The sequence below is a fragment of the Enterobacter sp. JUb54 genome (assembly GCF_014298075.1).
In the GTDB taxonomy this organism is placed as follows: Bacteria; Pseudomonadota; Gammaproteobacteria; order Enterobacterales; family Enterobacteriaceae; genus Klebsiella; species Klebsiella lignicola.
Map to the genome: position 1 here is coordinate 4,904,913 of NZ_CP060418.1, position 13,845 is coordinate 4,918,757.

17 protein-coding genes and 1 pseudogene are annotated in these 13,845 nt (G+C 47.0%); 12 read left to right on the forward strand and 6 right to left on the reverse strand.

Translation table 11 applies throughout. The features are described 5' to 3' along the window. Nucleotides 1-10 precede the first annotated feature (10 nt). The 3 genes and pseudogenes from HF679_RS22780 to HF679_RS22790 form a co-directional block, all read right to left on the reverse strand. Nucleotides 11-1,036 carry a PTS fructose transporter subunit IIC gene (locus tag HF679_RS22780; RefSeq protein WP_187042399.1) on the reverse strand — a complete coding sequence of 342 codons (1,026 nt, stop codon included), beginning with the start codon at nt 1,034-1,036 and terminating at the stop codon, nt 11-13. A 26-nt stretch (nt 1,037-1,062) separates the two neighbouring features. Further along, the gene (locus tag HF679_RS22785) at nt 1,063-2,613 is read right to left on the reverse strand and encodes a PTS sugar transporter subunit IIA (RefSeq protein ID WP_187042400.1); all 1,551 of its coding nucleotides are present in this window, start codon (nt 2,611-2,613) and stop codon (nt 1,063-1,065) included. Between the two features lie 1,153 nt (nt 2,614-3,766). Next, nucleotides 3,767-4,121: pseudogene (locus tag HF679_RS22790) on the reverse strand (nuclear transport factor 2 family protein). A gap of 327 nt (nt 4,122-4,448) precedes the next feature. On the opposite strand from HF679_RS22790, the gene HF679_RS22795 reads away from it, so the two are divergent. The 11 genes from HF679_RS22795 to HF679_RS22845 all read left to right on the forward strand — a co-directional run bounded on the left by HF679_RS22795 (nt 4,449) and on the right by HF679_RS22845 (nt 11,296). Beyond that, nucleotides 4,449-5,324, forward strand: coding sequence for a GTPase family protein (locus HF679_RS22795; protein WP_187042401.1), 876 nt, complete (start codon nt 4,449-4,451; stop codon nt 5,322-5,324). A 243-nt stretch (nt 5,325-5,567) separates the two neighbouring features. Continuing rightward, complete coding sequence (locus HF679_RS22800) at nt 5,568-6,284, forward strand: helix-turn-helix transcriptional regulator (protein ID WP_103847991.1); 717 nt, start codon at nt 5,568-5,570, stop codon at nt 6,282-6,284. Nucleotides 6,285-6,319: 35 nt separating this feature from the next. Then, nucleotides 6,320-6,772, forward strand: coding sequence for a hypothetical protein (locus tag HF679_RS22805; protein ID WP_187042402.1), 453 nt, complete (start codon nt 6,320-6,322; stop codon nt 6,770-6,772). 71 nt (nt 6,773-6,843) lie between these two features. Then, nucleotides 6,844-7,317 (forward strand): hypothetical protein, encoded by a 474-nt coding sequence (locus HF679_RS22810; protein WP_187042403.1) that lies wholly within the window; start codon nt 6,844-6,846, stop codon nt 7,315-7,317. Between the two features lie 119 nt (nt 7,318-7,436). Further along, the gene (locus HF679_RS22815; RefSeq protein WP_021571974.1) at nt 7,437-8,258 is read left to right on the forward strand and encodes a DUF932 domain-containing protein; all 822 of its coding nucleotides are present in this window, start codon (nt 7,437-7,439) and stop codon (nt 8,256-8,258) included. Nucleotides 8,259-8,288: 30 nt separating this feature from the next. Continuing rightward, nucleotides 8,289-8,732 carry an antirestriction protein gene (locus HF679_RS22820; RefSeq protein ID WP_063444302.1) on the forward strand — a complete coding sequence of 148 codons (444 nt, stop codon included), beginning with the start codon at nt 8,289-8,291 and terminating at the stop codon, nt 8,730-8,732. A 12-nt stretch (nt 8,733-8,744) separates the two neighbouring features. Then, complete coding sequence (gene radC, locus HF679_RS22825; RefSeq protein ID WP_137379967.1) at nt 8,745-9,287, forward strand: RadC family protein; 543 nt, start codon at nt 8,745-8,747, stop codon at nt 9,285-9,287. Beyond that, the gene (locus tag HF679_RS22830; RefSeq protein WP_012543032.1) at nt 9,284-9,505 is read left to right on the forward strand and encodes a DUF987 domain-containing protein; all 222 of its coding nucleotides are present in this window, start codon (nt 9,284-9,286) and stop codon (nt 9,503-9,505) included. Before radC ends, HF679_RS22830 begins: the two co-directional genes overlap by 4 nt. A gap of 25 nt (nt 9,506-9,530) precedes the next feature. Next, entirely contained in the window at nt 9,531-9,887 is a 357-nt protein-coding gene (locus tag HF679_RS22835) for a type IV toxin-antitoxin system YeeU family antitoxin (protein WP_166465533.1), read from the forward strand. A 20-nt stretch (nt 9,888-9,907) separates the two neighbouring features. After that, on the forward strand, nt 9,908-10,231 hold the full coding sequence (locus HF679_RS22840; protein WP_166465534.1) for a TA system toxin CbtA family protein: 324 nt from the start codon (nt 9,908-9,910) through the stop codon (nt 10,229-10,231). Nucleotides 10,232-10,885: 654 nt separating this feature from the next. Then, nucleotides 10,886-11,296: a hypothetical protein gene (locus HF679_RS22845; RefSeq protein WP_123756570.1), complete on the forward strand. Its 411-nt coding sequence runs from the start codon at nt 10,886-10,888 to the stop codon at nt 11,294-11,296. 18 nt (nt 11,297-11,314) lie between these two features. Here HF679_RS22845 and HF679_RS22850 read toward each other — a convergent pair whose 3' ends face one another. The 3 genes from HF679_RS22850 to HF679_RS22860 form a co-directional block, all read right to left on the reverse strand. Beyond that, a complete protein-coding gene (locus HF679_RS22850) occupies nt 11,315-11,500 on the reverse strand; it encodes a hypothetical protein (protein WP_123756571.1) in 186 nt (61 codons plus the stop codon). A 2-nt stretch (nt 11,501-11,502) separates the two neighbouring features. Next, nucleotides 11,503-11,697 carry a hypothetical protein gene (locus tag HF679_RS22855; protein ID WP_123756572.1) on the reverse strand — a complete coding sequence of 65 codons (195 nt, stop codon included), beginning with the start codon at nt 11,695-11,697 and terminating at the stop codon, nt 11,503-11,505. A 263-nt stretch (nt 11,698-11,960) separates the two neighbouring features. Next, the gene (locus HF679_RS22860; RefSeq protein WP_123756937.1) at nt 11,961-12,428 is read right to left on the reverse strand and encodes an HNH endonuclease; all 468 of its coding nucleotides are present in this window, start codon (nt 12,426-12,428) and stop codon (nt 11,961-11,963) included. A gap of 697 nt (nt 12,429-13,125) precedes the next feature. Here HF679_RS22860 and HF679_RS22865 point away from each other — a divergent pair. Then, on the forward strand, nt 13,126-13,686 hold the full coding sequence (locus HF679_RS22865) for a hypothetical protein (protein WP_187042404.1): 561 nt from the start codon (nt 13,126-13,128) through the stop codon (nt 13,684-13,686). The last annotated feature ends 159 nt before the right edge of the window (nt 13,687-13,845 follow it).

Sequence of the window (13,845 nt, forward strand, 5' to 3'; positions counted from 1 at the left end):
GTCTGCGTCCTTATTGCTCATCCTGGGATTTAACCACGGTTTTCAGCACCTTTACTGTAATCGCGGTGGTGAGCGTGCCAGCGATGACCGAAACGATATAACCGAAGTGATTGCCAACGACCGGCAGCACGATAAGTCCGCCCCAGGGGGCGGCGTTGGTTGCACCAAACCACAGTGACGAAATCGCCGCCACGGCGCTACCCAGCATGATGGCGGGAATTACGCGGATCGGGTCGGCGGCAGCAAAGGGAATAGCGCCTTCAGTGATCCCCATACAACCCATGATGATCGCCGGCTTGCCGGCTTCGTGCTCCACATCGTTGAAAATGTCTTTAAACATAAAGGTGGCCAGGGCTAGTCCGAGTGGCGGCGTGCAGACAGCCGCAGCCACGGCGGCCATCAACTGCGGGTTGGTTGAGATCAGCGCCACGGCGAAAAAAAAGGCGGTTTTGTTCATTGGTCCGCCCATGTCGATGGCAATCATGCCCCCCAGAATGCCGCCGAGGATGATAAATGATCCCCCCTGCATATTGGCGAGCCATTCACTCAGCCACTTCATCAACCCGGCAATCGGGTCGCCGATGATGTAGTACACTGCCATCCCGGTGATGAAGGTACCCAGCAGTGGGATGATAAAAATCGGCAGCACCATGCGCAGAAAACAAGGAATGTTCAGGCGCGCAATCGCCGTCAGCAGCACCCGTACCACGAGTCCGGCAATAATGCCCGCCAGCATGCCGCCGAGAAATCCTGCTCCCATCTGATAGGCCATAAGGCCACCAATGGCGCCAGGGGCAATACCCGGTTTATCGACCATTGACCAGGCGATAAATCCGGCCAGAATCGGAATAAACAGCGTTAATCCCGCCATGCCAATTTGCGACATCGCCTTAAGAAAACCGCTCTCCGGTATCGCCGCATGGCCGTTGAGCATGACCGACAGCGCCAGCAGTACGCCTCCCGCGACGACAAAAGGAACCATATAGGACACGCCGGTCATAAAATGTCGCTTGGTATTTTTTAAGAGTTTTAACATACCGCCTCGTTGCTAGGTTGGGCGAATTAGCGCACTAATGCGCTAAAAATAAGGTTATAGAGCTCAATAGGGGTAGTAGTCGCTTTAGCTTTGTTGACGAACTCGTCGTTCATCAGCAGCCGGGCAAGGCTGGAGAAATAGCGCATATGTTCATTTTCTACAGCAATCGCGCTAATGGTCAGCATAAAAACGGTATCCACCTGCACACCACCCCAGGCAACTGGCTGGCGTAATCGTGCGATGCCAATGGTGGAATGTTCTACTGCCGCGGTGCGCGCGTGCGGAATGGCAAAGCCTGCTCCCACCACTGTCGGGAACGGGCTTTCTCGTGCCCAGATGTCCTGACAAAGTTTGTCGCGAGAGTCTGTGCGCTGGAGTAGCCAGAAATTGTCGACCATTTTTTTGATCGCTTCGTTTTTATCTTCCACGTCCAGATCCCACTGAACCAGCTCAGGTATTAATAGTGGCCAGCTGTTCGGAGCGACGGCGGGTTGTTCGCGCTTTTGTTGCTGTACAGCCATCTCATGGTGGTAGTAGCGCAGGATCTTTTCATCAACCTCGGTAATAAGCATACCGTGATCGGCATCTAGCACTAAGGTGCATTGATGGGCAAAGGTGTCAGGATTGAAATCGATATCCACCAGGGTTGGAATATTTCGCGCCTGAGCGAGGATGGCTGTATGCGAATTTTGACCAGACGCCGAGAGCACCAGACCAGACAAATTATGTTTATCCAGTGTCATCAACTGACTTGGCGTAAGCGCATGGGCCAATACCAGGCTTGGGTGTGTGAGCGAGGGCATTGGCAGTAGCAGCGGGTGTTCAGTATAGAGAGTGCTCAGGATCTGTGTAGCTATATCGAGAATATCCAGTGTACGCTGCTGGATATAACGACTGGAGGAACGAGCCAGTACGGCGCTGAAGTCCATCGACGCACGCACTATGGCAGACCAGGCATTGATGCCCTGATAGAGATAGTTGCTAATGCTTGTCTGAAACTCATCGTCATTAATCAATTCCATATGAGCTTCCAGAAGGTCGTGCTCAATGCCCTGGAACTGTTGTAATGAGGATTTTTTCTGTTCCCACAGCGTTTTCAGCGCGCCAAGCAGGCGTTGTAGCTCTTGTTCCGGAGGATTTTTCTCAGAAGGAGCTTGTGCCAGCAGCTTTTCGAAGCTGATGCCAGGAATAAATATTGGCGGGGCTATGGCAATCCCTGCATTGAGGCTGACTCCGGTCAGGTAATGAGGGTGTAGCTCTTCAAGGCTGCGTGGAAGATGACCGGGAATAGAAGATGGGAGGACACTTAAATCTGGGAGCCTTGGCAACAACTCCGTTAGCGCCGCCGCCGCGCTAGAGCTATCTGGCCCGTCTATGGTTATACGACTGTTATCGCCGCATAACGTGTCGGTGGCAACCAAGGAAAGCGCATTTTTGGCGTTGCCTTTAATCCCAGTGCGCATATTTTGCCAGGCGATATTGGCCTTGTAGGTATTACAAATCCGTGCGATATGTCCGGCGGGCCTTGCATGGATCCCATCACTCAATGTGCAATGATAGGTGATTTCCTTTGCCATGTTTGCTCCTTAAGGTATTGAGCGGACAGGATTGCTTTCTGCTATTTTTTCTCGAAAATCTAATGGCTGATATAGTAAAAAAATGACCTTATCTTGAAAATTGGAACCAAATGATAAGTTTGTGATTTTGGTCATATTTTGATTTGGGTTGAGCAGCTGAAGCCTTTGAAACGCCAGACAGTCGCTATATCCAGAGATTAGTTGGCATATTAACGCCAATATTGAGATGACCAGGCTCCGGTTAAGGTAAGAAGCCCTTAATCTTGAAACCCCAAAAAAGTATGAATGTTTACAGCTTTGATGTCATATAGATAGGCAGAACTATTGGCGTATTTCCATAACTTAACACTTAGAGTAATCAGGAACTTCCGTTTCTGGCACGAAGCGGACAGACTAACTTAGCTGTAGGTACGCTGTGAGCGAAATACTGACCTTCAGACTATTTATTCAACATCAATATGGGTTTAGGTAATCGCCCGCACTTATAGTAACTGTCAATTGCCTCCAGCCATTGACTCGACGTAAAAAGCTGATACTCGTTCAATTCACTTTTGCGGAGTAGTTGCCAGATATCGCTGAACTCATGCTGCCAGTCGCCATTAGTGAAATCAGCAAGATAATTACGGATATGAAACCAGTTTGTCGCAGGCGAGGCTGGCTGGATTTTATAAGGTTGACCCGAAAGTAAACCGTAAGAAACAAACCTTCCATCTCCCTTCATACTGTTCAGCAAAAGCTCTGCCAGCGAACCACCGACGGCGTCATAAACAATATCACTGTCTTTGGCACACCTTGTCCGGTGACGCCTCCCATTTGCTTTGCACCGTTATCAGATATTCCAGAAATCACATTAAACGATGGTGTAAAGATTCTACAGATTGGTTTCGGTACCATGGATCTTGCTCCTCGCGACAATACACTACAAAGCCATTAGGTTATCATCGTTAAAGATATCCGTACTAATTACCTTAACATTAGAAATAATAAAAATGGTGCGAATGCTAACTCAGTGCTTAATTTATATAAAAAGCATTCGGAATAATGGTTTAATACAGCATCGATATTGTAACTATCTTTAAGGGAAGTTATTTTGCTTCCCTTAATGCACGCTTTAAGAATTTTGTAAACTATTCATGCAAGGTATATATGTATTTTATTCAATAGGAAAATTGTGCTGTTTTAAGAAAGATAGCTTATCCCAATAGCCTCTTTGAAATATAATTTTATTATTTACTATTTGAAAAAAAACCGCAACCTCTCAAACCTAATGGGGCACGCCACTCTAAAATTGCCCATTGTCCATCTTCGAAAATGTTTTCAACGATACAAACCATTTCTGGAATAGAAAAATCTTGTTCAAACATTTTCTTTATAGCCTCTTTTCCAATAACTGGGTCATTGGCTACCTGATGGTTTATTGCATTATCATCATATAATTGTGAAATAGTTTCTACATCTGCATTATTAAATGCGTCAACCCATTGGCAAAGTATTTCTTTTGGCTTCATATAAATTACCTCCAGACCTGTAAAATATCTATTTTCATAGCGTGGTATAAAAAGCTTGTCAAGCTAAAAATTTGTTTGAAGCATAGGAAAAATTTTAAAGTGCAATAATAACTCTGACCTGCTCCCCACAAATTGATGCAGATAGATGTTAGCAACGTCCCATTGAACTCACAGCACTAAGCGGACATCGTTCAGTTCTGGACTACACAATTTCCTTTACGTGTTAATCTAAAATTCCAAATAATTTCAGATAGATATCATCTCTGTGAATCCCCGCCTTCCTGACTGGAAATCGGGGTTCTTTATTTTTCACGCTGAGACTTCTGTATGAATAAACCTGATGGCCTTCAGGCCCTTGAACAACCGCTCGCATCGCTTCCGCACACGCTTCGCCAGCTTATTCTTGAACGTATCCAGAACCTGACCCACTACGAGCCGGTGATTGGCATCATGGGCAAAAGTGGTGCAGGCAAATCCTCACTTTGCAACGAACTTTTCCGGGGGGAAGTGTCCCCGGTGAGTGACGTGAATGCCTGTACTCGCGATGTACTGCGCTTCCGGTTGCGCAGCGGTCGTCACAGTCTGGTGATTGTCGATTTACCGGGTGTAGGTGAAAACGGGCGGCGGGATCATGAGTACCGGGCCCTTTACCATCGTATGCTGCCGGAGCTGGACCTGGTGCTGTGGGTCATTAAGGCCGATGATCGGGCACTGACCGTGGACGAGCAGTTCTGGCACGGCGTGATGCAACCTTACAGGCAAAAGGTACTGTTTGTGATTAACCAGGCCGACAAAATCGAACCCTGTCATGAATGGGATACCCTCACCAACAAACCTTCACCGCACCAACAGGGAAATCTTAAAGCGAAGCAGGCTGCGATTATGGCGATGTTTAAACCGCATCATCCGGTCTGTGTGGTGTCCGCCAGCACTGGATGGGGCATTGAGGAGATGGTGGCAGCCATGATGCGCTGTCTGCCTGACCGCGCCACCAGCCCGGTGGTGACACAACTGCAAGGGAGACTCTGCACAGAGCCGGTAAAGTCGCATGCCCGTAACAGTTTCGGTGAAGCTGTGGGCCGGGTTTTCGATACCGCAGAATCATCTTCATTCCTGTCTGCATCGCTGAAAACGGTGATTCGTAGCGTGCGTGATGCGGTGGTGTCGGTCGCTCGGGCCGTCTGGGACTGGATATTCTTCTGATATCGCAATTTTCTCTGCGAATGATGAACTTGTTGTTAATGATGTGTTGATTGTGGACACGTCCTTTCCATTGCGTTTTATCGTCAACTAAATCAGGAGAAGCATCATTATCTGTCAGACGAGCGCTCACAAGGCCGGGCTGCTCATAAAAAATAGTTCCGATGTTGTCCATACCCTGTCCACCCCTTCCTTTAAAGTAATCATTATTAATTCAGAGAGTTAACTTCTGAGGAGAAATCTTTCATGACGCTTCAGGAGCGGCGACATGACCGGCTTGCCGTCAGGTTGTCGTTGATTATCAGCCGCCTGGTGTCCGGTGAAACTCTGTTTATTCGCAAACTGGCAACTGAATTCGGGGTGTCAGAGCGCACGTTACGTCGTGACTTTCGGGAACGTCTGATGTATCTCGACCTGGATTATTACCAGGGGCAGTGCAGTCTGCGCTCGGATATTCACAGTACACGGCAGGAAATAGATATTCTGACCTTTGCTCACCGCACGGGGCTGGCCGGGATTTTCCCGGGCTTTGACCGGCGACTGGTCAGCAGCCTGCTGGACTGTGATGATCGACCCTGTCTGGTATGGCATCAGGACAGACCTCATCCCCCGGCAGGAAAGCTTTGCTTCTACAGGCTGGTCAGAGCTATTTCGGGATGTCAGCGCATCACCGTTCTGACTGAAGGGGAGCGTCATGAGGCCATCGCACCTTACCGGCTAATCGCTCTTGACGGTTACTGGTATCTGGTCGCTGAACATAACAGGCAATTACGTGTCTTCCGGCTGGATGAGATTCATCTGGTAAGGCCATCGCGGGAAACATTTATTCGCAGTGAGCTTCTCTATCAGCTGTCGGAGGATAAGCATTTTATCTCTGCCTTACCTCATTTCCGTTTTATTCAGCAGTCGCTGAATTCATTTTCTCCATCAGAAAGTCGGGGGCAATCCGGACAAACTGATTAGAGATGGTCTCCATAATTGAATGTAAGGTTAATCTAATGAAAAAATTGAAATTATTGTCTTTATTGCCAGTCATGTTTTTCCCCTTACTTATCGCAGGTAATGCTTACGCAGCACGTCCTTATAGCGGGTTCCTGCCTGCGGCAGTGAATAATAAAAGTGGGAATATATTCTGGTGTGATGCCCATCGACAGGTCAGAAAACTGTGTACAGCGACGGAAGTGGATTCAATGGGATGGTTTATTGTTGTTCGCTCGAAACCTTCCAGAGATTGTCCGGGTGGCATTTGGGGATGGATTACTCCCAGTAAAGACGATGTGGCAACAGGGTATACCATTACACCAGGTAAAGAATTCAATCTCACCATGAAGGATATGTGCAGTCCCGATATGAAAGTAACGTTCCGCCCGAATAAAAAGGACCCTCGTTATGACGATCTTGTCGGGATTTATGCCGGAAAAGAAGCGTTTCGCTACAAACAAATAAAATAATCCAACTGTTTTTTCATTACTTTATTGTTTTAAACAACAAAAGCTTTATTACATTATTTGAGGACAACATTATGCGACTGCCTTACGTAATAGTTACATTAGCTATGCTGGCTTCTGTATCAACAGCACAGGCTATTCCCAATATGTGGACGAGTGGTTTTGGGATGGGCGTGACCGAATATATCATTACCAGCCCGGAGAAGGTGGTGTTTAATCTGAACTGTACTGGCAATCCGGATGCGCATAATATTCTGCAACACGGTGTTGATCTCACCCTGCCTGATGGAACATCAGTAAGTTCTCATGACGACGGGACGGAAATAACGGTCGTCATGGATAACAGTCAGTTCTCATTACCTTCATCCCTCGGCTGGAGGAATGGCGATAATGCCTGGGTGTCATTTATTGACGCACTGGGTCAGTCGTCTAATTTCGATGTTTATGTCAGCGATAAAAAAGTAGGCACTTTCAGTCCGGGTCTGAAGAATACGCAAAAAGAGCTGTCTGACCTCAGTGAGTGCCGGACCACACACTACAGCGATTAGTTACTTACATTTCAGACCTCTCCACCCCGCAACACACCAACACCAGATACCAACAGGCCATGTTCCTTCGGGGACATGGCCTTTTTGTTTTCATTTCATTATCAGATAAGGAGTTAGCTATGCGATTAGCCAGCCGCTTTGGCCGTATAAACCAGATACGCCGTGACCGGCCTCTGACCCACGAAGAGCTGATGAGTCATGTACCCAGCGTGTTCGGGAGTGACAAGCATGAATCTCGTTCAGACAGGTACACCTACATACCGACCATCACCATCCTCGAAAGCCTGCAGCGTGAAGGCTTTGAGCCGTTCTTTGCCTGCCAGACAAAGGTTCGCGACCAGAGCAAGCGGGAACACACCAAACACATGCTTCGCCTGCGTCGTGCCGGTCAACTGACCGGCCATCAGGTGCCGGAAATCATTCTACTTAACAGCCATGACGGCTCATCAAGCTACCAGATGCTGCCGGGGTTATTTCGCGGCGTCTGTACCAATGGCCTGGTCTGCGGTCAGTCATTCGGAGAAGTGCGGGTACCGCATAAAGGGAATGTTGTTGAGAAGGTGATTGAAGGGGCTTACGAAGTGCTCGGTGTGTTTGACCGGGTGGAGGAGAAGCGCGATGCAATGCAGTCACTGGCACTGCCAGAACCAGCCCGTAACGCCCTGGCGAATGCCGCGCTGAAGTATCGCTTTGGTGAAGACCACCAGCCGGTCACGGTATCGCAGTTGCTGACCCCACGTCGCCGGGAGGACTACAGCGATGACCTGTGGACCGTATACCAGCGCGTGCAGGAGAACCTGATGAAAGGTGGATTGTCAGGGCGAACCGCTCAGGGGAAAAGCAGCCGCACCCGTGCTGTTACCGGTATTGATGGCGATGTGAAGCTCAATCGTGCTCTTTGGGTGATGGCAGAAAACATGCTCGATTTTTTCGGGCGTTAAACAACGGTTCCGGCATAAGGAGATAGTTTAATGAATACACAAAATCATCAGGTTGCGGAGCATACCGCAATTACTGCCTCAGTGGTCCCGGACGAGTTACGCATCGGCTTCTGGCCGCAGCACTTTGGCTCCATCCCACAATGGATAACCCTTGAACCTCGTATTTTCGCCTGGATGGAGCGGCTGTGTGCCGATTACCAAGGTGGTATCTGGCGCTTTTCGACACTCAGCAACGGCGGCGCTTTTATGGCTCCCGAGTCAGATCACGATGAGAAGTGGACATTGTTCAACAGCATGAATGGCAATGGCGCAGAGCTTACCAGTGAAGCTGCAGGGATGGTCGCCTGTCTGATGGCTTACAACCACCACGCCTGTCGCACCGAGTGTGACGCGATGACTGAGCATTATTATCGCTTACGCGACTACGCGCTGAACCATCCAGAGTGCAGCGCCATTATGCATCTCATCGACTGAGGGATACCGAACATGAATACCGCATTATCCCCGCTGTCATCTCAGCCTGAACTCTTTCCACTGGCGATTATGGCCCAGCATGGTTGTTTGCTCCCCGCGACCTCCGGATTAACCCCCTATGCCCAACGCACCATTCGTCGTGCCATCAACCTGCTGGATAAATATCTGCGCCAGCCCGGTATATCCTTTACCTCTAGTACTGCTGCCCGTGACTGGCTTCGGTTACAGCTGGCAGGACAAGAACGGGAAGTGTTTATGGTGCTCTATCTCGATAACCAGCACCGTTTACTGGAGAGTGAAACGCTGTTTGCCGGTTCGATTAACCATGTCCAGGTCCATCCCCGTGAGGTGGTGAAGTCAGCGCTTCGCTTCAATGCTGCTGCTGTTGTGCTGGCACATAACCATCCATCCGGTGATCCGGAGCCCAGCCAATGTGACCGCAACATTACGGGCAGGCTTAAAGAAGCGCTGGCACTGGTTGATGTGAACACTCTCGATCATCTGGTTATCGGTTCAGATGGAATTGTGTCGTTTGCAGAGCGAGGCTGGATATGAAAATCATCAGCAAACGCCAGGCAATGACCCTGTACCGGCAGCATCCTGGCTCCCGACTGTTTCGCTTCAGTACGGGCAAATATAAATGGTCAGGCAGTATCTGCCATTATGCTGGCCGCGAGGTGGAGGACATACGCGGCGTTCTGGCCGTGTTTGCTGAACGTCGTCAGGACCGCAATGGTCCCTATGTCATTCTTCGAAGCGTCACTCTCAATTAATCCTTCACTTTAATCAGGAACAATAATGAACTATCACTCAGAATCTGGTGCCATACCGGAGAATCCCCCCTGCCAGCATTGGGGGCTAAAGAGTACGATCACACCCTGTTTTGGAGCTCGGCTGGTGCAAGAAGGCGACCGCCTGCATTTTCTTGCTGATCGGGCCGGATTTAACGGTGTTTTCTGCGACGATGACGCGCTATACCTGGATCAGGCCTTTCCGTTGATTCTCAAACAACTGGAGCTGATACTCACCAGCGGAGAACTCTCCCCCCGCCATCAGCACTGTGTCACCCTCTATCACAACGGACTCACCTGCGAAGCCGATACGCTTGGTAGTTGTGGCTACGTATACATCGCCATTTATCCCACCCAACGTTAATTACTTTCACGAGAGAAAAAATGAAATTTCTACCTACAACAAATATGCGGGCGGCGAAGCCATGCCTGTCGCCCGTGACTATCTGGAAAATGCTACTTAGTCGTCTGCTGGAACAGCATTATGGCCTGACACTAAACGATACACCTTTCTGTGATGAAACCGTCATACAGGAACATATCGATGCCGGTATCACTCTCGCTAATGCCATTAACTTTCTAGTGGAAAAGTACGAACTGGTTCGTATCGATCGCAGAGGGTTTAGCTGGCAAGAACAAACGCCATATCTCACGATTATTGATATCATGAGGGCCCGTCGCGATCTGGGTTTAATGAATCGTAATTAGTCTGATGCTAACGGTATCGCTGCTTTCGAGTATGCCTGCCATTTGCTATCATCTCGCTTCCTGCTGATTTATCGACAAAGGTAATTACTTGAATTCAAAGCCTCTGTGCTTTGGGGGTATCTTTGGGGGTATAAGTTAAGATATAACTTGAAAATTCTATATTTTTCAAGTTATTGGTTATCTTGTTCTAATCCCTTCGCCCGCTCCAGATTTCTCTTCTCATGTCGAAACCTTAAAAACCTTCTCTATCAGTAAATTAAATAGTTACCTGTTTTAGCTGCCTATGGGTTCTACCGTTGTGATCCGCCCCTGGTAACTGTCACGCTAAGTTACATGGTGAGATGACAGTATAAGTCAGCGTTGGCGGCAGTTGCATCCTCACACCGCGACAGTAAAACGTGAAGAAAAAGCCCACCCTGGCATCGTTATGTCATCGACAGACTGATCACACGCATTTAAGCCCGATGTGCGGCCTTGTGGCTGCGTAAACAGGTGAATAGTGGTCATGCCCGGGTAGCTACAGATCCGGCTCTGCCAGCGTTCCGCTTGTCTTCTTACCACTAACAGGGCTTTATGACTTCTATCTTATTGAACGATAAATAACCATGACTATCCTTTCTTCGGGGCAAGTAGTTCTCAAATAAAAGGTGGCTTATGTTCGATAATCTAAGAGAAAGTTGGTTTGTTAGCAAAGTTGAAACACTCATTCAGGTTGAGATTAACAATCTTCCGTTATTGCTCAAAGTTCACACAGAAGGGCTGGCTCATGCCATGGTTATACATCAGTACAGGACAAGCGCATTTCCTTTTGAGGAGCATAACGGGCAGCGGTTTAATCCATACCTAGCGGCTTTCCAATCCGTTTTGAACTTTATCAATTCTTATAATCGTGAAGGGCTGATTATCATCAATGGCGAGGATTGTTTAGGTATGCTGAAAATAATCACGTTAAAATTTATGAAGAGGGTTGAGGAAATTTCCTTAAGTCCCGGAGAAGCAGCGTTTATAGATATGTTTTCGGGGCCATTGTTTCGCAAGATATTTCCTGAACTTTGTACTGAATAAAAAAAGGCGTTTTTATAATCACGCTGTCTTGATTAGTGTGGTAAGCCAAGACTTTTCTTGTTCTGACAAATCAAGTTTGTTGATGCGGGTTAAAAACGTATTGATAACCTGTATGTCAGAGTCAGTGATCCGCTTTAAGAGTTCTGGCGGGATACCCTTGCTAACAATCGCTTTACGATGGCTTTCGTAGTTTTTGTTACTCATCACTAATCCTCAAATGTCATTGTGTGACGGCATTGAGCGCTGGCAGTTACTTTTACTTGCTCGCTTTTAACTGCATTCTCATATAGGCAAATCTTACCATCAGATGTCTCGATTTTGTCACTAAGAATCAGAGTTATCTGTCCGGCAGTCGCCAGGGTTGGTAGTAGTGCCAGCGTCAGCGCAAGCAAGCGTTTCATGCGCGTGTCCCTTTCTTGATCCCCGTTGAGTACTTCGTTCTCAATGCGTCCACCTTAGCTTGTGTGAGCCCCAGGTAGGCGCGTATGTATTCGGTGAATCGGGCTTTACGCATGGCGATCTCCTCAGAGGACATAATCAGTATGTCGGAAGATCTCCAAAAGTGAATGGTTCGTTTTGCCGGGAGACTTACAAAACTTGTTGCTGTGCTTTACGCGGCAGCTAACGTATGAAGCAGCCGGAAGTTTCCTGTACTAGCGGGGGCCTATCTCCATTTAACCTCATCTTTGTTACTCTTACTCAGGTTGCATTCATTACACATGATTTGCAGATTGGAGAGCTCCAGGGCTAAATGCGGGTAAAGGGAACGAGGTTTAATATGGTCAACATGCATCACCATCCCATCACTTGCACCACGGCCACACACGCAGCATTTGTTTCCGTACTTTCTGAACGCCTGATAACGTAAACGCCGCCATTCCTTTGAGTTGTAGAACGTTCCTGCATTATTTTCTGCTTGCTGTCTTTGCTGCTGTTCACGCTGTATTTGTTCATATAATCCTACATATTCTTCTTCTTCCTCAAGGGAATGCCCCCAGACATCCTTCATTTGACTACTGTCGCAACGCTTCATTACCGGTATCATGTTATCTGGGTATAACCTGGCGGCCAGTTTCTTAAACAGTTTGAACAGTATCCATACTATAACTACCAGTACGACTAAACCTTCCACTTTGCATCTTCCCAGCATGTTAAATCAAATAAGTGTGGTGTAACGCTTCTGTCAGCACCAAATAGATGTGCATTATATACCTGACCGTAGGTCTCCGCGTAATTAAAAAGGGGCGTTGTACGCCCTGGAGTCTTAACTATTATCCTCTCCAGGCCCGTAGCCACATCACCAACAGATGTAACTGGCTTCCTGTCATAGCCGGTATTTGGACGGTTCTGCCGCTGTCTTTATGTTCTACATATTTGGGAATAGCTGGGAACACTCCATGCCGCAACCGGAGAACTGTCTCATATAAAGACAATGGAAAATATCTCATGATCGAGTTGGCCTGTAGATGCAATGTCATGCTTTAAAAAATCCCATCCAGAAAGTTATATAAACCCCCAGGCTGTGTTTGTAAGTTGTTGATTTAATGTAAATGAGACGCTTATAAAAATGAGGGGCTGACTGATTATAGAACTAATAAAAACTAAGAACTGCTAATACTTTTGTTATAACTTGTTGATTTGCATCATTTTATTGTTAGTTAATATGATTTGATATTATTTAAGTTTTACTCATTTGAAGTGTTTTTATTTTTGAATTACTTTGGTCACCGAGTAACGCTAACGCCTGAAATAATATAATGTTCGAGCCAGTACTTTACTCATGCAAATTATTAATTATTGTGATTTTAACGCTTTGGCTGGAGTGCATTTTGAAAAAATCTCTGTATCTATATAGTGATGATTACTATTTTTCACTCGGCATACGGACGTTATGCGAAGAGCAAGGGGTGTTTTTTTATTCTTTGAATGATGATAGCGTTGACGCAAAATTAGTAATTAATGACCGCGATAACAATATTTTATTTATAGATGCTGAGGGTATATCACTCAAGCTGTTTGACTACCTTATTAAAATTAGTAAACTCTTTGAGTGTAAATACATAGCCTTCGATCGCCTTGGTGGGTTAAATGACTGGGTAAAACAGTCTGCGGGTCGTTATATATCAAAAAAGTTTGATGATAACTATTTTGAACTGGTACTGCAAAATAAAGCCCAATCAAAGAAAGTGGATTTAACTCCGCAGGAAGTTATTTTATTGAATGCTCTGGCTAAAGGTAAGAAACCTGGGTTTTTTTCCAGTGTCAGAGGTTTGGATCAAAAAAGCCTGTATCAACGAAGAAAAAGAATTCTTGATAAATGTGGTTTTGAAAAACATACGCCAAGGAATGTGTTAAGTAGCTACTATTTATATCATATACAGTCGGCGTGATATCGATGACTACGGATATTAACATTTACCACAAAAATAACTGGGGAAAGGCTCAGGAGACAAGACGGCCCGGTTGCCTCCGGTGAGCATTACCACTGTACTCCGCTAGTGACGGGCAGCACTCATTGATGCTTTCCCGGCAGAATGAAGAATGTTGCA

Bases quoted from the DNA above. Each gene is read 5' to 3' on its own strand.
- HF679_RS22780 (WP_187042399.1), bottom strand. From the start codon at position 1,036: ATGTTAAAACTCTTAAAAAATACCAAGCGACATTTTATGACCGGCGTG.
- HF679_RS22785 (WP_187042400.1), bottom strand. From the start codon at position 2,613: ATGGCAAAGGAAATCACCTATCATTGCACATTGAGTGATGGGATCCAT.
- HF679_RS22795 (WP_187042401.1), top strand. From the start codon at position 4,449: ATGAATAAACCTGATGGCCTTCAGGCCCTTGAACAACCGCTCGCATCG.
- HF679_RS22800 (WP_103847991.1), top strand. From the start codon at position 5,568: ATGACGCTTCAGGAGCGGCGACATGACCGGCTTGCCGTCAGGTTGTCG.
- HF679_RS22805 (WP_187042402.1), top strand. From the start codon at position 6,320: ATGAAAAAATTGAAATTATTGTCTTTATTGCCAGTCATGTTTTTCCCC.
- HF679_RS22810 (WP_187042403.1), top strand. From the start codon at position 6,844: ATGCGACTGCCTTACGTAATAGTTACATTAGCTATGCTGGCTTCTGTA.
- HF679_RS22815 (WP_021571974.1), top strand. From the start codon at position 7,437: ATGCGATTAGCCAGCCGCTTTGGCCGTATAAACCAGATACGCCGTGAC.
- HF679_RS22820 (WP_063444302.1), top strand. From the start codon at position 8,289: ATGAATACACAAAATCATCAGGTTGCGGAGCATACCGCAATTACTGCC.
- radC (WP_137379967.1), top strand. From the start codon at position 8,745: ATGAATACCGCATTATCCCCGCTGTCATCTCAGCCTGAACTCTTTCCA.
- HF679_RS22830 (WP_012543032.1), top strand. From the start codon at position 9,284: ATGAAAATCATCAGCAAACGCCAGGCAATGACCCTGTACCGGCAGCAT.
- HF679_RS22835 (WP_166465533.1), top strand. From the start codon at position 9,531: ATGAACTATCACTCAGAATCTGGTGCCATACCGGAGAATCCCCCCTGC.
- HF679_RS22840 (WP_166465534.1), top strand. From the start codon at position 9,908: ATGAAATTTCTACCTACAACAAATATGCGGGCGGCGAAGCCATGCCTG.
- HF679_RS22845 (WP_123756570.1), top strand. From the start codon at position 10,886: ATGTTCGATAATCTAAGAGAAAGTTGGTTTGTTAGCAAAGTTGAAACA.
- HF679_RS22850 (WP_123756571.1), bottom strand. From the start codon at position 11,500: ATGAGTAACAAAAACTACGAAAGCCATCGTAAAGCGATTGTTAGCAAG.
- HF679_RS22855 (WP_123756572.1), bottom strand. From the start codon at position 11,697: ATGAAACGCTTGCTTGCGCTGACGCTGGCACTACTACCAACCCTGGCG.